This is a genomic window from Acinetobacter lwoffii (assembly GCF_019343495.1).
Classification (GTDB): Bacteria; Pseudomonadota; Gammaproteobacteria; order Pseudomonadales; family Moraxellaceae; genus Acinetobacter; species Acinetobacter lwoffii_P.
Genome location: NZ_CP072549.1, coordinates 1610675 through 1629690, shown reverse-complemented (window position 1 = coordinate 1629690; position 19016 = coordinate 1610675). Strand labels below are relative to the sequence as shown.

Sequence of the window (19016 nt, the reverse complement as noted above, 5' to 3'; positions counted from 1 at the left end):
GAGAATTTAAACCACAAAAATCTTGTGTCTTTAGTAATGAAAATTCCTCTCTTGCGCCATATATGGCTCAGGGAGAGGTTAGGAGAGGGTTTAAAGAGAATACAAAATGAATATCACAACAGAACAAATGCGTTTTTGGAGTCCTGAAGTACGTGAATTAGAACCGTATATCCCAGGCGAACAACCAAAAATCCAGAATATTTTAAAACTTAATACCAATGAAAATCCGTATCCGCCATCACCCAAAGTGGTTGCGGCAGTACAACAGGTATTGGCAAATTCAGCAGACGTTTTGCGTTTATATCCAGATCCGGATGCGTCTGAACTGAAACAGGCGATCGCTAAACAGCAAAATGTACCTGTTGAAACTGTCTTTGTCGGCAATGGCTCAGATGAGATTTTGGCACATATCTTTAAAGCATTTTTTGTTCAAGAACGGCCTGTACTTTATCCAGATATTACCTATAGTTTCTATCCGGTTTATAGTCAGTTTTTCGGCGTCAAAACCAAAATCTTGCCACTGAATGATGACTTTGAAATTGTTGTAAATGACTATAAACAAGCTAATGGTGGCATTATTATCACTAACCCTAATGCACCGACTAGTATTGATCTAGGCTTGGTAGCCATTGAGGAAATTCTGCAAGCCAATCCGGATTCAGTGGTGGTGATTGATGAAGCCTATGTGGATTTTGGTGCCGAATCAGCAGTCAAGCTGGTTGAAAAATATGAAAATTTAGTCGTATGTCAAACTACTTCGAAGTCACGTTCTCTTGCAGGGTTACGTGTTGGTTTCGCGATTGCCCAGCCACATTTGATTGCAGCACTTGAAGCAGTCAAAAATAGCTTTAACTCCTATCCGATGGACCGTTTTGCGATTGCTGCAGCGGTCGCTTCATTTGAAGATCAAGCCTACTTTGAAGCACAAAATGCAAAAGTGATTAAGAGTCGTGAAAAGTTGGTGTCCCAATTAAATGAGCTTGGTTTTAAAGTTTTACCATCGAGTGCCAACTTTATTTTTGCCTCATTGCCATCTAAGGATGCGGGCGAACTTGCAAGTGAGTTGCGTGAACGTGGCATTATCGTGCGTTATTTTAACAAGCCACGTATTAACCAGTTCTTGCGAATTACTATTGGTACAGATGAGCAAAATCAGCGTTTAGTCGATACACTAAAAAATGAGATTTTGGTGTGATTAAAATCCCTCTTAGCCTCCCTTTGAAAAGGGAGGATTTCCCTCCTTTACTAAAGGAGGGTTAGGGTGGATTTGTAGAAAAAAGCGAGTCAAATGATTCGCTTTTTATTTATTTAGGCTGATACCACGTATTTAACAGATCCAGCATCGCTGAAACTTTATCAAAACATTCTTGATATTCTGCATCACAATCCGAAGAAATGGTAATACCACCACCCGCCCATAAAGAAACATCTTCTTGATATTTTTGGATGGAACGAATCAGAATGTTCCAGGAACCGGTACCATCAAAATTAAAATAACCCATTGATCCACAATAAGCCCCACGTGCTACACCTTCCAGTTCAGCAATAATCTGCATGGCACGAATTTTAGGCGCACCCGTAATTGAGCCACCTGGTAGGGCTGACATTAACACCTCGAAAGGATTGATATCTGCTTTTAAGGTCGCTTCAACTTCGCTCACCATATGATGTACTTGATTAAAACTTTCGATATTAAATAATTTGGGTGTTTTAACCGAACCTGTTTCCGCATACACACTTAAATCATTACGTAATAAATCCACAATCATGACATTTTCTGCTTGATCTTTTTCCGATGCTTTTAAGGTTTGTTTAGATTGTTCATCCAGCACTGGATCTGTATAGCGTGGCATGGTGCCTTTAATTGGTTTGGTGATAATTTTCCGATTTTTTTCGAAGTCAATAAATAACTCGGGTGAGCAGCTGAGTAATTCAAAATCACCAATACGCAAATAACCGGCATAGGGCGCTTCGGTTAATGTCCAGAATGCTTGGGCAGTTGCTAAGAGGGAGCCTTGGGCACGACCTTTAAACTCTTGGGTCAGATTAATCTGATAGCAGTCACCTGCAACAATATAGTCCTGAATTTTCTGAAAAGCCTGAGTATAAACAGATTTAGTCCAGCGTGAGATACAAGGATTTTTTAAATGAAATGTCGAGTGAATTTTATCTTGATTAAGTAAGTTCTGAATATGATTGAAAATTTGTTCTGCCTGTGGATCATCACTATAGAACATCCAGCCATCAGAGATTGGTTTAATGTAGGAAGGAAATTGACCAATAAATAAACCAGGTTGAGGACGGTCTGGATACTGAATATATTGTTGAGCCGCATAATCGTAGCCGATAAAGCCAACATAGCCTCCATGAAAGCCATTCTCTTGAGGAGTTTTTAATGCATTAATCACTAAATTAAATTCAGATGGGCTGGGTTGATACTGTTCAATCCCTATTCTTTTAAAAGACTGAATTTGTGATGTCTGCGCAACAAAATATTCTTGAGCGCAGCAGGCAATAAAAGGCCGACCATTATTATTTAAATACACTAGATGATTCAATGTCTTCAATGCGGATAATAGATCTGTAACCAGACGTGATTCAAACTTTAAGGGACGATGATAGAGAGCTTCGGTCATTCAGTTATGGAGAGTTCGATATGACTTACTATTTTATATCAAGAAGCCAGGAAAATATTTTTAAATCATGAAATACCGTTTATCGGTAAGCGACAGATTGCGACCAACAACAGTTGATCAAAATTTGACTCGACGCTAATTTAAGTGGGCTAACAAATTACTCAAGGAAAGATGCTTAAGCTGTCAGAAAATAAAAAATACAGCCTAAACACTGAGTAATTCACAACCAAAAAAAATAGTACTCTTGGGAGAGTAAACAATGAAAAAATTTACAAAATTAGTTTTAGCGACTTCAGTTGCATTTAGTGCCAATGCGATGGCGATGCAAGCAATGGATGATGCATCTCTAAGCGAAACAACGGGTCAAGACGGTTTGACAATTGGTATCGGCATCTCGAAAATTGCTATTGAAAAATTATTTATCCATGATAACGACGGTTTGGCACCTAAAGGTGTTGCAAATGAGGCGGGTTTCGGAGGTACTTCTACAGCAGGTGCGATCGTAATCCGTGGTAAGACTGATGTAGCTCCTGATGCCGCTGCTCTTGCTAATCCGACTACTGCAACTCATGGTGTAGTAATTGGTGCTAACTATGATGATGGTGGTGCTTACTTACTTGCATCCCGTAACCTTGCTGACTTGGTGATTGATTCAGATGCTGGTGCAGGGGGGGCTAATCCTTTCATTAATATTGCAGCACAAGTATCAGGTCTTGATATCAAGATCGGTCGAATTGGTGTAACTGCATCTGGCGTAAAAGGTGTAGGTGATAATGTAGATACAATTCGTCGAGGTGGAGGTGCGGTTATAAATGATATCCTCAGTGGTTTTGACGTTAAAACTGGTGTGATAAATGCCAATATTCAACTGGGTGCTGCTCCACAAGGTGCGATGATCAAACTGAATACTAAAATGGTTGGTGGCCTAGAAATTAAAAATCTAGGTATTCTGGATAATTCAACTAAAGGTGTAACTGTGGGACTTTCAGGTACAACTCCAGTAACTACACGTGAATCTGGTGAGATCTTCATTGAAAGTATTAAAATTGCAGATTCGAAGTCTAATGATTTAACGATTAGCCAAAACATTTCAGTATTTAATGATGCTTATGTAGGCACATCTAATACTGTGGGTAAAGCAGCACATATTCGTATTGTAAGTAATGATACGGGTGCTAAAGATCAATACATTCAAGGTATTCATTTAGGTAACCGTGAAGCAAGATCATCAATTGGTGATATGGAAGTTCAAGGCTTACAAACATTCTACTCTCAAGCTCAGGGTAGTTATACAAAAGGCGCAATTATTACTATTTCAGGTCACTAATCTTTATTTTAAAAAAAGCGCGTGTTTACACGCGCTTTTTTATGACTATATCACTTATCTAAAAAATAAAAAAAATACTGTATTTTTTTGAAAAAACAGGTATCTTTCTAGTTACAGGGAAGTAGAGTGAATGCTCTATAAAAAGAAAAATAGGCACATCATGCCCATTATAAGAAAAGTTAATAATTATGTTAGAGATCGCGTTGGGCTCGGCATTGATGTATTACGCTGCCAAAGAAGCTCTGGATATCAAAAAACAGCCGAATGGTGCTGTTCACTATACTGAAGTTCTTGATTCAAGAAATGACTCTTTTGTACGTATGCACCGTGAAGCTGTGGAAGTAAAACCGGCACTTCTGGATCAATTTCAGGGCATTGTACGTCAAGCTTATGATTATAGTTGTGGTTCAGCAGCACTGACGACCCTCCTCAATGGTTATGTCGGTACGCAGCTGGATGAGCAGCAAGTCATGAGTGGGCTAATGAAATTCGGTGAAACGGATAAAATTGTTGAACGCCGTAGTTTTTCTCTGCTTGATATGAAGCGCTTCGTTTCAGCCTTAGGATTGGAAAGTGGAGGATATCGAGGAGAGTTCAAAGATTTAGTCAATCAAGATCAGCCTGCCATTGTTCCGATTTCTTATGCGGGATTTAAGCATTTTGTAGTTTATAAAGGTTATAAAAATGGCCGGGTTTATGTTGCAGATCCGGCACTTGGTAATATCAGTTTTGAGGAACGGCGTTTTCAGGATATTTGGGAAAATAATACTTTGTTCCTGATTAATGTACCTGAACAATATCGTAAAAATTTTCTAGCATTAAAAGAATCAGATATGCGCCATGTAGAAGATGCTACGATCAATCGCTATGCCTTGGTTGACATGCAGTATCCACAATTTTATATGGACAAAATTGCTGATAAAGCTTCTACGATCCGTATGGACCGTAATCGTAATACAGAGTCAGAAAAATTTGGGGAATATCAACATAACTTCCTGAGACTGTATTACAAGAATAAATAAAACGAAAAACAGTAATAAAAATTAAAATGGTGAAATGGATATGAACAGTAAATGGATGAACAAGACGTTCTTGGCACTGAGCATTCAAATGGTAATGGGCGTTGCATTTGCTGCAGAAGAACCAGCACTAGGTGAATACGAAACGGTTGATGAAGAAGTTGTTGTTGAAACTGCTGCATCTGTACCGGCTCAAACCGGGCAGGTCGAAACGCAGACTGCAGAAGAATCGGAACTAGGTGGATATGAAGCAGTTGAAGAGGCTGCCGTGGAAACAGCAGCACCTGTAGAGACTCAGGCTGGCCAGGTAGTAGATGCATCTCAAGCTTTACAGCAACAAGAAGGAGATGCTACTCAGGCAGCTAACCTGGAAGAAGTATTTACGTCAAATGAACGCCAATACTCTCTGATAAAACAAGGTGAAATTTCATCATATTACGATATTGATTATACCTATTATCGAGACACTCAACTCGATATTGAAATGGCTCAGGGCCAATTGTATCAACTACGTGTTCAAGAAAATGCAACACATAGTATGACTAATACTTTTACTTTCCAATATGGTGTGAAAGATAACCTGACCTTGACTGCATCTCTACCTTTAGTGGCCAAAACTGACTTGTTAAAAGATACGTCTACTGCAGGTTTGGGCGATATTAGTTTGGGCGCTCGCTGGGAACCCTTTCCACTAAAAGCGGGTCGTCTGCCTCTGATTTTATTTGCAAATTTGTCGACCAAAACGGGTGACAGTCCTTATGAAATTAATGCTGCGACAGATCTGGCAGCAGGAAAGGGCTATTACTCTGCTGGAGTAGGTGCTAGTACACGTAAATATATTGATCCTGTCGTATTGTTTGCATCAGTTTCTGCGAACTATGGTTTTAAAGAATCGGGCCTGAATCAGCGTCGAGGTAGCCGGATTATTGAGGAGTTTGAACCGGGTGTTAGTGGAGGCTTTGCCTTTGGTTTCGCATATTCATTTAACTATGATGTTTCGATGACCATGTCCTATCAGCAAAGCTTTAATACTGGTGCGGAATTTAACTATAACACGGGTGAAAGTTATTCTGCTGCGGATCAGACCAGTTCTACCTTTGCAATTTCCTTAGGTGTGCGAGTTTCTCCAGAAACCATTGTTAATGGTACCGTTGGCTTAGGGCTGACCGAAGATGCACCGGATGTTTCGTTGGGACTGTCATTCCCACTTGATATTTTAGGTTTTGGTAAAAGAATCAGTTAATAGGGGCGTCGTATGAAAAACATTCGACTTAGCCCGTTATTGACAGGAATCATTCTTGCGGGCTGTTCAAGTTATACCTTTGCACAATTGGGAACCAACCTTTCAGTTGATTTACGTGCACTATCCATGGGGAATGCCGTCACCGCAGATCCTCCAGGGGTCAATGCCATCCACTTTAACCCGGCTGCACTGACTAAAATTGATGGTCTGCAAACCGAACAGCAAATCATTGTGGCTAATTTTGATATCCAGCGTGAGTTTTCAGTACCGGCCGGATATAACGTATTTGGCTATTCTGATGATCCTATTGTCTGTAATGACGGTCCTGAAGTTTCATCTGATTTGTGTACTGACTTTAAAGGTCCGGTAAAAGGCGATGTGGAATATGTCAGTCTTTATGTCCCTTTTCTGAAAAAAATGGTGGATTTAGGGGAAGGCCTTCCTTTGACTGCACCGACCATGGGGATTGCATACAATCCCCCTGGATCGAAAGCCACTTATGCGACTGCTGTTTATGCTCCTCTCATGGCAGGTTTTGGTCATGAAGATGGTAACCCGGCAAACTTTATGGGACAGCAGGTTGCTTTAGAGCGGATTACTTATCTGTCACCATCCATCGGTTATGAGGTCAATGACCAACTGTCGATTGGTGCTTCTATCGGGATGTCTTATCAAGCCATCGGGATGAAAACGGACTTGCGTTTCCCGAATGAGTTGATTGGGATGTTGCGTATGATCGACGAAGTCGTGTGTACGCCTTTTAAAGAAAATTCCGACATTATTACAGATATTCTTTTGCTCGGGATCTGTAATGCTGATGAGGGGATGAACCCATTTGGCAAGTTTGGTCAAATGCAACTGGAGCTTGAGCAAAACTTAAGCCCAAGCTATAACCTGGGAATATTGTGGGAACCACGCGAAGATTTTAGTTTTGGTATGGTGTACCAAAGTGCTGCAAAAATGCGCTTAAAAGGGAAATATCATATTGATAATGCAAAAGCTCCTCAGGAAATGATCAAAGGTTTAATGACCTCACCGACCGGCCAGATTCTGGCTGCAATTCTTGGATTTCCTACTTACATACCATCGAGTGAATCTGGTCTAGTGTCGCAGGATTTTGAATATCCGGCGCATTTTCAGGCAGGTATCAAATATAAAGTGATGCCAGATTTGCAAGTGAATTTTGATATTGGCTGGACAGATTACAAGGTCTGGGACGAATTTAAATTTGAATTTGATCGGACTATTTCAGCCTTAAAAATTGCCAAAATTTTGTCTGCCAATGTTACAGACTCAACCTTGGCTTTACCGATGGGATTTGAATCGCCGTGGAACTTCGGTATCGGGATTGAGTATTCCGCTACAGACCGTTTGAAGCTTCGGGCAGGTTATGAGCCACGTACCAGTGCTATTCCGAAAAATAAGCGTAATACCATGGTACCGATCAATGGTGCGCAGTTATTTGGTTTAGGTGTTGGTTACCGTTTTGATGCAGATACTGATCTGGATCTATCAATTGGTTTCTTGCGCAGCAAAGATCAGATTCCAGCAAATACCAGTAGTTTAGCCAACCAGACCGGGGTAAATAACCTGTTATTAAACCCATATGCAGGTTTGAATGTAAAAACAGATACCAAAATTACCATTTTAGGTTTGAACTATCGCACGCGTTGGTAAGGAAGAAATGATCAAGACAGGGAAAGTAGGATTGACAACGGTACTGGTATTAAGTCTGGTCCCCTTGTCTTTTTATACAAGCGCTAAAGAATTTATTACGATTATTGGTCCGGATGGGCGACCATTAGTCGTACCACGTAATAATGCAGAGAAAAAAACTGAGGAAAAATATCGATTGTCGAAAAAAGTAGGAGCTGCAGCAGTTCAGCCTATACCTGTAAGACAAAACATAGAAAAATTGCCCGTCGTAGAAAATAGGCAAGTTAAACCTAAGCATGACCATAATATGGTTGTACAACCAGTACAACCAGTACAACCAGTACAACCAGTACAACCAGTACAACCAGTACAACCAGTACAACCAGTACAACCAGTACAACCAGTACAACCAGTACAATTACATACCGCGCAAGAAAAGATTCAGTCTAAACCACAATTAAAACCGGAATCTCAAGCTATTCAAAATCCTGATGCTGGAACTGAATCTTCTGTTGCTACTATACACAAACCGGGATTTAGCCAAGTTGAAGGCATTGAATATGTGGATAGTGAGTATCTGGAAAATAAAGAATTTAATTTGGAAGGCAAAAAACGTTTCTATAGCATGCCCGAAGGAGTAGTAGATAAAAATATTGGAACTACCCGGATCCAGACAATTGAACGTGAAAAAGGGGTGGGACAATCCGTATTAAAATCCTTGTTTCAAACGCCAGAAGTAGATTCTGGTCCTGTGGTACTGGCTCAAAGTTATTATCGTATTTCACAGTCGGAGACCATCAAGAGCTTAGGCAAGCAGTGTTTTAATGATAAGAAAATTAAAAAAGCGAAAGAAATCAGCCTTAAAAAAGCAGTTAACCTGTGGCCTCGCGCACCTCTTAAAGCAGACGAATTTGATTTTGAAGTGGTAAAGCTTCAATCCGATATCCAGAATATTCAGATCAACTCTTATGCTTCTAGCCAGAAAAATCCAACGTATTATTGGCCTTTTGTTGTGTTTTTAGACAGTCGCGGCTGTGTGCTTGAAGGAGCGGGCGGTTATAAAAATCAGGAAGAACAGGCGAATATTATTCAACATGAGCGTATCGAAGGGGTTCTCCAGATTCCTGCACAAACTGAATATGTATTATTGACGCCTTTGGCCTCCGCGATAGATGTTGAAGACAAGATGCTGACAAATCATGGACAACTAAAATTAGTCGCCATTCGATAAGGACTATTCGAGTATAAAAAGATGAAAAATAAAATATTATTTCCATTTGCTTTAACCACACTTTTAACGGCACTGAGCGGGTGTGGTGGGGAAAGTGCCAATGTCATTCCAGAAAAAAACGATGAAGCCACGACCAATGGTACTTGTACCCCAGGTACAACGAACTGTGTGGAATGGGGGCTGGAATATCCGCTCGATGGTTTGAACTTTAACTGTAGTAGCGATACAGAAAATACCTTTATTACGTTATTTGACAGTAAAAATGGGGTTGCTTCTGGAACCTGTCAAAAGACGGATAATATTGAGTTTTATATTCAAAGTTTTGCTTCGCGCAAGATTAATTTAGGTCAAATTAAACTCAGCGATTATGCCAGTTTTAGTGCCCAGACCCAGCTGCCGCGTTTAAGTGTAATCGATATTGCAACTGGGATTGCTCGACGTCCGGTAGGTGATTTGGTGCCTAATGATCCTACCGTTCAGGTGGCCATGCGTCTGGTTAAAATTCTGCAAGCTTTGGCGTTAGAAGAAGGGCGTATTATTAATCCATCTGATGTACAACCTTTGTATATTACTGAAGAGATGCGTAAAGACCTGGCGAAAACCAGTGAGAATATCAATCTGATGGATGCCGATTTGGCGACCAAAATTAAAGATTTTGTTGATATCAGCACAATTTCGGATGAGGTGGCTTTTGCCACCGTTAAAAAACTGGTGACGATTGCTAACGCAGCCGTGTATCAGCCAGAATTTTCATTATTCTCAACTTCAGGCGTAATTGGTAGTAACCTGACGGGTTCAGATGGACTGGTGGGCTGTAATCAAAACCCTTGTGATATTAAAAATAAGAATACTAAATATTTATTTGGCCATTTTATGCTGATTACCGATCGCCAGGGCTATACCTTTGGCAGCGGCTTACAATGGCGTGATAATGAGTTAACTCTGGCTAAAGAAAATTTATCTTCCTTAGGGGGGATTAATGCTCAACTCATCCGTAAGATGAAACCGGTACAAATGACCGCTGATCCGCAAAGTTCATGGATTCATCCAACCAGTAAAACCATTAACACGCCTTACCGCTTGAATGTTGCAAATAATGCGACTCCGCTTGAGTTGTATCAAGGCAGATTATTGAATGATTATGTGATCGCGGGTAAAGAAGCTTTCTATAAGATGGTGACTGACAAAAAAACGCTGGATACTTCCGATCAAGCCAATTTGGGGTTGTGGCGTTTGCAGGCCGATGGTGAAAACTATAGGGGAAGCATTGATCTCTATAAGATTTTCCCAATTAGTTATCTGGATCGTCAGGTCTTTAAAACAGCACAGAACGTGGCAGATAAGGAGAAATATATCTTCCCAATGTATGCCAATCTGGAATTTAAATTTACAGATACCACTGTCAGCCCAATTACTTTAGGAATTGTAATTGACAGTAATGGTGATGTACGCACCAATATGCAATCCTCTAGTAATTTTGCGACTGATCCGGTGAATGGCTGTCAAGGTGATGTATTGGCAGCTACGCTCTTAGATCATCAAGGCATACAACAATATCGCCTTGGAACTTTAGGACGTGCATTTGTGGCTGATAAAGCGGTTTCCATGCGCCTGATTTTGGCTAATGAAAAGTTTGGTAATATCAATGGCGCATTGGTAGGGGTAGACTCACGCATCCAGTCTTCACCGGATTCTAGGGATTCGATTGTGATCGGTGGTGCACTGCTTAATTTGTCTAATGTGTTGGATACTAATGTTGGCCAGAATGGGCGTGTAACTTTCCTGAATTCGGCAGGTGATGGGGTACAATGGGCCAATACCTATGCGAGTTTTCAAAAAGTTTATAATAATAACAATGAGGGTGAAACACCGGCAGATATTAGCTTGGCAAAATTAAATGGTGGTTCGGTTGAGTTTAAACTCGCGGATTGCTATCAAGTCAAAGCTAAATAATATTCCTTAAAAATAAAAAAAATCCCATCTTAGTATGGGATTTTTTATACAGATTAGATTTAACCCGTGTGGTCTAGACGTGTGCCTAAGGTTTCCAGATGCATTGGGAAAGTGTTGCTTTTACGATCTTCAAAATAATGTCTGAGGGTGTGTTCTACACTCGGGAAGGCAAGTTCAGTCCAGGGAATATCTGCTTCATCAAATAAACGTGTTTCGATGGTCTCTTCACCCGCACCAAATTTTCCATCAATCAGATTGGCTTTAAATAGCACATAAATCTGACCAATACGTGGAATGTTATACATACAGTACAACTGTTCAATGTCTACTTCAGCTTCGGCTTCTTCGCGGGTTTCCCGGGCAGCCCCTTGCTCCATAGTTTCAAACAGTTCCATATAGCCGGCAGGTAAAGTCCATAAGCCGTAGCGTGGTTCAATGGCACGACGGCACAGCAGTACTTTGTTTTCGAATAAGACTAAAGCGCCACAAATCACTTTCGGATTAATGTAATGAATAGAGCCGCATGAATCACATACGCTGCGAATTTGCTGATCGCCCAAAGGAATTTTAGCAGTGGTTTTATGTCCACAATTCACACAGAAGTTCATATTCATCATCAATGATAAAAGTAAGCTCAGGATAACTGAAAAAGCAAAATTTGGCATCATTTCTCTCCCGCCCCGACTAAAATCAGCTATGATGAAATTATGATCATCGTCAGGGCTGAGAGAATGGATGCATGTGAATTGACACACAGGTTGCAGCAACGATTACGTTTTTCCAAGCGTATCCGATCTGCCCATGCTGCCGTGTTGATTGCAATTACAGATGAAGCTGACCCGAAAGTATTGCTGACGCGCCGTTCAGCTTATTTGAATAATCATGCTGGAGAAGTCTCATTTCCGGGTGGCAAGCGCGATCCGCAAGATACCAGTAATATTGTGGTGGCTCTAAGAGAAGCCTATGAGGAAACGGCACTCAATCCTTTTGATGTACATTTAATGGGTGATTTGCCGATGCAAAAAGCCCGCAATGGCATGCTGGTCAAACCGATTGTGGGACTGATTCCTCCGCAAGTGAAGCTGATTCCACAACCGACGGAAATCGACCGGATTTTCTTTGCCTCATTGCAGCATTTACTTGAAGTGACACCCACGCCCTATGAAGTCCGTTTTGCCCAGCAATCTTTATATTTTCCGAGTATGCGGGTAGAAAATGAAGTGGTTTGGGGCTTGACCGCACGTATGCTGATTTCTTTATTTCAATATGGGCTGGATTATAAGAAAGACTGGCCATTTTTACTTAATTCTCCAACGTTTAAACGCTCCAAATTTTTTTAACCATTGAACAGGATTTTATCAATGTTGTATAAATTTCAGGGATATATACCCACTGCTACACATCAGCCCTGGGATGGCTGGGTGGCACCAACCGCAACGGTGATTGGACAGGTTGAACTTGGACGACAAGTCAGTGTTTGGTTCGGTGCAGTAGTGCGCGCAGATAACAGTAAAATTAAATTGGGTGACTTTAGCAATGTGCAGGAAAATGCAGTACTGCATACGGATGCCGGCATTGAGATGAGTATTGGCAATTATGTGACAATTGGGCATCAGGCCATGCTACATGGTTGTACCATTGGCGATAACAGCCTGATCGGGATTCAAGCAGTCATTCTAAACAATGCCGTGATTGGCAAGAATTGTATTATTGGTGCCAATGCCTTGATTCCGGAAGGCAAGATCATTCCAGATAATTCAGTGGTGATGGGCTCACCCGGTAAAGTGGTAAAAACGCTGGATGAGGACAGCATTCAGAAACTGAAAATGAGCGCCATGCATTATGCCGAGCATTTTCAGAAATTTCAGGACTTGGAAGAAGTGCAACTCTAAGGCACTCTTTTAATAAGTGAATCATAAGCCTAGATTTTCTAGGCATTTTTGTATCTGTTTCGGGAAAATCTCGCGTAGCGGATATGAGTGGAGTATCATATCCGCGTTTTTTATATTCTCTGAATTAAGGTTGTGCATGAAAGTGCTGGCATTGGAGACTGCCAATGAGCAGTGTTCCGTTTCTGTAATCGATGATACTCAAGAACTATTTTTTCAGCTTGATGCGCGCGCCAAGGCACAAACGCAAACGATTCTCCCAATGATTGAACAAGGTCTGCAAGATCTTGGGCTGGCCATTGCTGATTTGACCGCGATTGCCTTTAGTCGTGGTCCGGGTTCTTTTAGCGGTGTCCGCATTAATGCTGCCGTGACTCAGGCCTTGGCTTGGTCCAATGATGTGCCGGTGATTCCGGTGTCAACTTTGCAGGCTTTGGCACAAGCAGCCTACCGTTTGCATGGTCTGACTGAAGTGTCTGCGGTATTGGATGCCCGCATGAGCGAAGTCTATATCGCGAGCTATCAACTGGATGCGAAGGGGATTATGCAACCGGTCGATGATGAGCAACTATTAAGTTATGCAGAAGGCAGCCAAGCTGTGTGCTTTACCCCGGTAGGTTCAGGTGCTGAACTGGTACAAAGCGAAACTTCAATTTATAAAGATGTGCATGCGACCGCACAGGATATCGCCAGCATTGCACGCGCAGCGGCACAAGCAGAAAACTGGGTCAGTGCAGAATTGGCATTACCCGTATATTTACGCGATAACGCGTGGAAAAAAATTCCAGAACAAGGCAAAGCATAATTAATTAGGATAAAGCATGGATCTTTTACTGCTACTCAAAGCGGCCATCATGGGTATTATCGAAGGCATTACCGAGTTTTTGCCTATTTCCAGTACCGGCCATTTGATTTTGGCATCAGAATTAATGAATTTCTGGACCAAGGAAAAGAGTGATGTATTCGTCATCGCGATCCAGATGGGGGCAATTGCTGCCGTTATTTATGAATATTGGGCACGTCTTTGGGGGGCAGCGACCGGGATTGTCAGCGGTGAACCGCAAGGTCGCCGTTTAGGCATTGGCCTGATTCTGGCTTCTATTCCGATTATATTGATTGGTCTGACTTTGGGACAAACCGTCAAACAATTATTGTTTAATGATATTGCGATTGCCATTGGTTTGATTGTCGGTGGTTTGATCATTATCTGGATTGAAAAGAATCCACCACAAGTCCGTGTACATGAAGTTGAAGAACTCAGCATTAGAGATGCGATCTGGATTGGCCTGATTCAGGTTTTATCCTTAATTCCGGGTACTTCCCGTTCAGGCGCAACCATTATCGGTGCGATGTTTTTGGGTGTGTCACGTAAGGCAGCGACTGAATTCTCATTTTTCTTGGGTATTCCGGTGATTATTGGCGCTGGCCTGCTAGATCTTTATCAAAGCTATGATGTCTTAAATACCACTGAAGACTGGACCGTGATTGGGGTTGGGCTTCTGGTTTCCTTTATCTCGGCATTGATATTAATCCGTGCGCTGGTCGCTTATGTGGCCAAACGCGACTTTATGATCTTTGCCTGGTATCGTATTGCTTCGGGTCTGCTGATTTTATTATTTGCCTATACAGGTTGGAAATTATGGTAAGCGCGATTCGCTTATATGCCGAATCTGACGATCAAGAGAAAGCACAGCACTTCGAGGCTGTGCTTTCTTCTCGTGGGGTACAGGTCGAGATTGAAACTGTTGAAAAACTCAATGCACGTTTTTTCCGTTTAAATCCTGAACTGGCCCTTTGTGTTGATGCTGACGGACTCTGGTTATGTGCCAACGGCATGAAGATGCAACCGGACTGGCAAGCGGAAACCGGGCGTTTAAAACGCGCATCTTTAAAGTCAGAAATGATTGCACGTGCCTGTAATTTAAGTGAAAAACCAAGCTTAGTTGATGCGACTGCAGGTCTGGGACATGACAGTCTGTTGATGGCACATTTAGGTGCGCAAGTGACCTTGGTTGAACGGCATCCGATTTTGTTCACCTTGCTTGAAGATACCCATACGCGTGCCCAGTCGGATGCATTTCTAAGTCAGGTCGTATCACGGATTCATTTGGTTTTTTCTGATTCAGCCGATTATCTGCAACAACAGGCCCAGCAGCATAAAGTTGTCGATGTAGTTTATCTTGATCCAATGTTTCCACAGCGGGATCAAAATCAGCAGGCAGTCAAAAAGCAGGCACAGGTCAAAAAACAGATGCAGCTGTTGCATATGTTATTGCCTGAAGATGGTGAAATGGATCTGGGCGATAACCTTTTAGAATGGGCGCAGAAAATTGGCAAGCGTGTCGTGGTCAAACGTCCACGTTTGGCGGTATTTCTGGCCGGAAAAGAGCCAAATCATCAATGGCAAGGCGATGCTTGTCGCTTTGATGCGTATTTTCAGCATGAACTTGTAGCTGAATAGGATAATGGCTTCTTTATTAAGCAAAGATTTGTTATATATTTAAAATTAGCATTGATTAAATGCTTATCAAGCATAAACTTATTCAGCACATTAGCGAGCCACTCATCTCCTTGAAATCCTATGATCGACTTTAAACCCTCCATTAATTTTTGGCACGATTTTAAGAGCAACCAAATTGCCGGGATGTGGTTATTTCTGGGGTCGAGGCGTTCTTTACAACTGGTCCGTCCATCCATCATGCAACTGGTGTTCTGGGGGATCTTAGGGGGCTGCGCCAACAGTTTGTTTAGCTGGCTCAGTTCAGGCCGTATGGGAGATTTTAACTCTCAAGGCCTGATCAGTTATGCGCTTTGGCCTTTCATTGCCCTGATTGTCGGTATTTTTCTTTCGCAACGGGTCAATAATCCACGCTTGATGCTGGTGCCAGCCTTGTTATGGTTGGTGTTAGATACTCATATCATGCTGTTCCAGTGTCTGATTCAGTATCTGGGTGATCTGGATTATCTGCCTTATATCCTTTACGACTATATTCCAACGCTCTTTGTCATGCTGTTTGTCTGGCAAAGTCTGGCAGTGGTCTGGGTGATTTCACATGAATTAAAATGGCCGTGGTGGGAACGTGCGCTGATTATGCTGGCGACTTTGTTTACGCTAGTAGTTTGGCAGATTTCAGTCAAAGATCAGCCGATCTGGAAAGTCGAAGAAATTCCACCGAGTTTTGCCGAAGATGCTTTCTATGCCCAGCCAACTTTGCTGAATAAAGCGCTGGAAAATATCGAGTATGGTGAATTTGCACAGTCACACTGGTATTTCATGGGAGTAGCTGGAGCGAGCTATCAGGATGTATTCCATTCTGAAGTTGAGCGGATTAAAGAGCAGTTTGATACCCGTTTTGGTACTTTTGGCCGATCGATTGCCTTGGTCAATCACCCAGCGACACGTACCACTATGCCGATTGCTTCCAAAACCAGTATGGAGCTGACATTGCGCCGTATGGGGCAGCAGATGAACCGTGAAAGTGACGTATTATTTTTATATATGACCTCTCACGGTTTGCCGAATGTATTTGAAATGGAAAATGCCCCACTGGATCTGGCGCAGGTTGATCCAAAATGGTTGCGTGAAACACTAGATGCATCAGGCATACGTTGGCGCGTGATCGTAATCTCGGCCTGTTTTTCAGGCAGTTTTGCTTCTGCTTTACAGAATGACAATACCTTGGTGATTACGGCTTCGGCAGCTGATCGGCAGTCTTTTGGCTGTTCGAATGAAGCGGATTATACCTATTTTGGTCGTGCGTTCTTTGATGAAGCCATGCGTGAAAATAGCAGCTTGCAAAGCGCTTTCGCACAGGCCACAGATACCGTAGCAAAATGGGAATCAGCTCAAGGTTTTGAGCCATCAGAACCGCAATGGGTCATCGGTAAGAATATGGAATTGATGTTGCCGCAACTGGAGCAACGTTTATTTCCACAGACCACTACGGCGACATCATCTCCCTAGATCAATGTCATCCACAGACCGGTTGCAATAATAAGGAATAGCCATGGAACTTATACAGAACAATAGAAGCTTTGAAGGTGAACAGCGGATTTATCGTTTTGATTCACGCTATCTTAAAACACCGACTAAATTTGGCATTTTTCTGCCGCCTCAAGCTTTAGAAGGTCACAGCTGTCCGGCATTATTCTATCTGGCAGGTTTGACCTGTACCGAAGAAACCTTTGCCATCAAGGCGCATGCACAGCGTTTGGCGGCGCAACTTGGCTTGATTCTGATTACACCAGATACCTCACCACGTGGTGAAAGCGTGGCAGAAGGCGACAACTGGGATATCGGTCAGGGTGCAGGTTTTTATATTAATGCCACTCAGGCACCATGGGCTGAACATTATCAGATGGAAAGCTTTATTGTCGATGAGCTTTATGCACTGGTCACTGAGGAGTTCGTGATTCATCCCGGCAAGATCGGCATCTTCGGCCACTCTATGGGCGGTCATGGCGCATTGACCTTGGCATATAAATATCCAGAAAAATTTAAATCTGTTTCAGCCTTTGCACCGATTTGTGCACCGAGTCAGTGTCCTTGGGGTGACAAGGCATTCTCGAATTATCTGGGTACTGAGAAAGAGGAATGGCTGAAACATGATGCGACCGCTTTGGTTCAGGAAAAGGGCGCATTGTTTGGCGATATCCTGATTGATCAGGGTTTTTCAGACCAGTTCTATAACCAGCTTAATCCAGCCCTGTTCCAGCAGGCTTGTGATGGCGTGAACCAGCCGCTAACTTTGCGTGAACATCAGGGCTATGATCATGGTTATTACTTTATTCAAAGTTTCGTAGATGATCATTTGCAATTCCATGCCGTGCAGTTAAATCCTTAAAGTAGGACTGCAGATATGTAGCAAAGCCAAAAAGATTAAAAAACCTCCAAAATGTTTTTACATTCTGGGGGTTTTTCTTTTAATATCAGATGTATAAAAGTATAAAAAATTGGGGTCGTCATGCAGCAGACAGCAGACGGTATTCGTGTCAGTGAGTCATTATTTCCAGCTGCTTCAAGTTTTTCGACTGAAGCCACGCCTTCGGTCAGACCGAAATATCAGCGATATGGATTCAGATTTCATGGCAGTGCATCCGAATATTTTGGTATCTGGATGGTGAATCTGATGCTGACCATTGTGACATTGACCTTGTACAGCCCTTGGGCCAAAGCACGCCGTATGCGTTATTTCTACGGCAATACCCAATTTTTAAAACATCGCTTCGACTTTGTGCCCATGCCGAGCCGGATCCTGCTGGGTCGTCTGTTTGCACTGGAACTGTATCTGGTTACCGTCGTACTGACCAACTATTCAATCCTTGCTACCAGCTCTTTATTGATGGTCGCTGCGCTGTGTTTGCCCTGGCTCATTCGGATGACCCTGAAATTCAAGGCCCGAAATAGCAAATATGGCAATGTGCGCTTTTATTTTAATGGCAGCAACCGCGAGGCTTACAGGGTCTTATTTCTGGCCATCCTGATCAATATCTTTACTTTGCTGCTGTTTAGTCCGGTGATGATCTGGCTCTACAAACGCTATTGCTTTAATCATTTATCGATTGGTCAGCTGCAATTCAAGCTGAATATTAACTGGTCCAAGTTTATGTCTGCCGTTTATCTGCCCTTGAGTCTTTGCCTGCTGGTTGGTATTGGCTGGCTTGCAGCAGTGGTGTACTGGGTAGACCGGATAGGGACCAATTTGTTTAGTCTGGGTTTACTGCTTAGCTATCTGCTTTGCCTGGCGCTGGTCTGGCCGGTCATTTCTGCACGTTTATACCTCATTACCTGGAATCATGTGGAGCTCGGTCAAAGTTACTTTAAAACACGGGTCACGACATGGCGTTATAGCTGGATTGTGCTGAGCAACTGGATAGTGCGTGTTCTTAGTCTGGGCTTAATGACGCCTTGGGCTGCCATCCGATTATATGAGTATCAGTTGAACCATCTGGAACTCTATGTAGCAGACGATGAAACTAATCTTGAGCATATCTTGCAACCTGACCCGAGTGCTTTGGCTGATGAAATCCTGGACGTATTTGATTTCGATGCATCGCTATAG

Annotated in this window: 17 protein-coding genes; 15 read left to right on the top strand and 2 right to left on the bottom strand. The window is 42.3% G+C overall.

Annotated features, from left to right (window positions below; all coding sequences use genetic code 11):
- Positions 1–106 precede the first annotated feature (106 nt).
- Complete coding sequence (hisC, locus tag J7649_RS07650; protein WP_219307210.1) at positions 107–1195, top strand: histidinol-phosphate transaminase; 1089 nt, start codon at positions 107–109, stop codon at positions 1193–1195.
- A 109-nt stretch (positions 1196–1304) separates the two neighbouring features.
- Here the strand turns inward: hisC and J7649_RS07645 are convergent, their stop codons facing one another.
- Positions 1305–2636 (bottom strand): anthranilate synthase component I family protein, encoded by a 1332-nt coding sequence (locus tag J7649_RS07645; protein WP_219307208.1) that lies wholly within the window; start codon positions 2634–2636, stop codon positions 1305–1307.
- 259 nt (positions 2637–2895) lie between these two features.
- Here J7649_RS07645 and filA point away from each other — a divergent pair, with 259 nt between their 5' ends.
- From filA to filF, 6 genes are all read left to right on the top strand, one after another.
- A complete protein-coding gene (gene filA, locus J7649_RS07640) occupies positions 2896–3963 on the top strand; it encodes a putative pilus system protein FilA (protein ID WP_219307206.1) in 1068 nt (355 codons plus the stop codon).
- 188 nt (positions 3964–4151) lie between these two features.
- Complete coding sequence (gene filB, locus J7649_RS07635; protein ID WP_004646031.1) at positions 4152–4985, top strand: putative pilus system C39 family peptidase FilB; 834 nt, start codon at positions 4152–4154, stop codon at positions 4983–4985.
- A gap of 34 nt (positions 4986–5019) precedes the next feature.
- The gene (gene filC / locus J7649_RS07630; RefSeq protein WP_219307204.1) at positions 5020–6225 is read left to right on the top strand and encodes a putative pilus system protein FilC; all 1206 of its coding nucleotides are present in this window, start codon (positions 5020–5022) and stop codon (positions 6223–6225) included.
- Positions 6226–6237: 12 nt separating this feature from the next.
- Complete coding sequence (gene filD, locus J7649_RS07625; RefSeq protein WP_219307201.1) at positions 6238–7902, top strand: putative pilus system OmpP1/FadL family transporter FilD; 1665 nt, start codon at positions 6238–6240, stop codon at positions 7900–7902.
- A 7-nt stretch (positions 7903–7909) separates the two neighbouring features.
- Positions 7910–9112 (top strand): putative pilus assembly protein FilE, encoded by a 1203-nt coding sequence (filE, locus tag J7649_RS07620; RefSeq protein WP_219307199.1) that lies wholly within the window; start codon positions 7910–7912, stop codon positions 9110–9112.
- Positions 9113–9133: 21 nt separating this feature from the next.
- A complete protein-coding gene (gene filF, locus J7649_RS07615; protein WP_219307196.1) occupies positions 9134–11065 on the top strand; it encodes a putative pilus system protein FilF in 1932 nt (643 codons plus the stop codon).
- Between the two features lie 59 nt (positions 11066–11124).
- On the opposite strand, the gene J7649_RS07610 is transcribed toward filF, so the two are convergent.
- On the bottom strand, positions 11125–11673 hold the full coding sequence (locus tag J7649_RS07610; RefSeq protein ID WP_171065901.1) for an NUDIX hydrolase: 549 nt from the start codon (positions 11671–11673) through the stop codon (positions 11125–11127).
- Between the two features lie 123 nt (positions 11674–11796).
- On the opposite strand from J7649_RS07610, the gene J7649_RS07605 reads away from it, so the two are divergent.
- The 8 genes from J7649_RS07605 (at position 11797) to J7649_RS07570 (ending at position 19016) form a co-directional block, all read left to right on the top strand.
- On the top strand, positions 11797–12405 hold the full coding sequence (locus J7649_RS07605; protein ID WP_005104899.1) for an NUDIX hydrolase: 609 nt from the start codon (positions 11797–11799) through the stop codon (positions 12403–12405).
- 24 nt (positions 12406–12429) lie between these two features.
- Complete coding sequence (locus J7649_RS07600; protein ID WP_219310078.1) at positions 12430–12957, top strand: gamma carbonic anhydrase family protein; 528 nt, start codon at positions 12430–12432, stop codon at positions 12955–12957.
- A gap of 136 nt (positions 12958–13093) precedes the next feature.
- Positions 13094–13759: a tRNA (adenosine(37)-N6)-threonylcarbamoyltransferase complex dimerization subunit type 1 TsaB gene (gene tsaB, locus J7649_RS07595; RefSeq protein ID WP_219307194.1), complete on the top strand. Its 666-nt coding sequence runs from the start codon at positions 13094–13096 to the stop codon at positions 13757–13759.
- A gap of 16 nt (positions 13760–13775) precedes the next feature.
- Positions 13776–14600, top strand: a complete 825-nt coding sequence (locus J7649_RS07590) for an undecaprenyl-diphosphate phosphatase (protein ID WP_004279167.1) — start codon at positions 13776–13778, stop codon at positions 14598–14600.
- A complete protein-coding gene (locus J7649_RS07585) occupies positions 14594–15415 on the top strand; it encodes a class I SAM-dependent methyltransferase (RefSeq protein ID WP_420868607.1) in 822 nt (273 codons plus the stop codon). Before J7649_RS07590 ends, J7649_RS07585 begins: the two co-directional genes overlap by 7 nt.
- Positions 15416–15535: 120 nt before the next feature.
- A complete protein-coding gene (locus J7649_RS07580) occupies positions 15536–16918 on the top strand; it encodes a C13 family peptidase (protein ID WP_004279169.1) in 1383 nt (460 codons plus the stop codon).
- Between the two features lie 43 nt (positions 16919–16961).
- On the top strand, positions 16962–17798 hold the full coding sequence (fghA, locus tag J7649_RS07575) for an S-formylglutathione hydrolase (protein WP_219307192.1): 837 nt from the start codon (positions 16962–16964) through the stop codon (positions 17796–17798).
- Between the two features lie 120 nt (positions 17799–17918).
- Complete coding sequence (locus J7649_RS07570; protein WP_219307190.1) at positions 17919–19016, top strand: YjgN family protein; 1098 nt, start codon at positions 17919–17921, stop codon at positions 19014–19016.

Excerpts from the sequence above, each read along its gene's own strand:
- hisC (WP_219307210.1), top strand. The coding sequence starts at position 107 with ATGAATATCACAACAGAACAAATGCGTTTTTGGAGTCCTGAAGTACGT.
- J7649_RS07645 (WP_219307208.1), bottom strand. The coding sequence starts at position 2,636 with ATGACCGAAGCTCTCTATCATCGTCCCTTAAAGTTTGAATCACGTCTG.
- filA (WP_219307206.1), top strand. The coding sequence starts at position 2,896 with ATGAAAAAATTTACAAAATTAGTTTTAGCGACTTCAGTTGCATTTAGT.
- filB (WP_004646031.1), top strand. The coding sequence starts at position 4,152 with ATGTTAGAGATCGCGTTGGGCTCGGCATTGATGTATTACGCTGCCAAA.
- filC (WP_219307204.1), top strand. The coding sequence starts at position 5,020 with ATGGATATGAACAGTAAATGGATGAACAAGACGTTCTTGGCACTGAGC.
- filD (WP_219307201.1), top strand. The coding sequence starts at position 6,238 with ATGAAAAACATTCGACTTAGCCCGTTATTGACAGGAATCATTCTTGCG.
- filE (WP_219307199.1), top strand. The coding sequence starts at position 7,910 with ATGATCAAGACAGGGAAAGTAGGATTGACAACGGTACTGGTATTAAGT.
- filF (WP_219307196.1), top strand. The coding sequence starts at position 9,134 with ATGAAAAATAAAATATTATTTCCATTTGCTTTAACCACACTTTTAACG.
- J7649_RS07610 (WP_171065901.1), bottom strand. The coding sequence starts at position 11,673 with ATGAACTTCTGTGTGAATTGTGGACATAAAACCACTGCTAAAATTCCT.
- J7649_RS07605 (WP_005104899.1), top strand. The coding sequence starts at position 11,797 with ATGGATGCATGTGAATTGACACACAGGTTGCAGCAACGATTACGTTTT.
- tsaB (WP_219307194.1), top strand. The coding sequence starts at position 13,094 with ATGAAAGTGCTGGCATTGGAGACTGCCAATGAGCAGTGTTCCGTTTCT.
- J7649_RS07590 (WP_004279167.1), top strand. The coding sequence starts at position 13,776 with ATGGATCTTTTACTGCTACTCAAAGCGGCCATCATGGGTATTATCGAA.
- J7649_RS07585 (WP_420868607.1), top strand. The coding sequence starts at position 14,594 with ATGGTAAGCGCGATTCGCTTATATGCCGAATCTGACGATCAAGAGAAA.
- J7649_RS07580 (WP_004279169.1), top strand. The coding sequence starts at position 15,536 with ATGATCGACTTTAAACCCTCCATTAATTTTTGGCACGATTTTAAGAGC.
- fghA (WP_219307192.1), top strand. The coding sequence starts at position 16,962 with ATGGAACTTATACAGAACAATAGAAGCTTTGAAGGTGAACAGCGGATT.
- J7649_RS07570 (WP_219307190.1), top strand. The coding sequence starts at position 17,919 with ATGCAGCAGACAGCAGACGGTATTCGTGTCAGTGAGTCATTATTTCCA.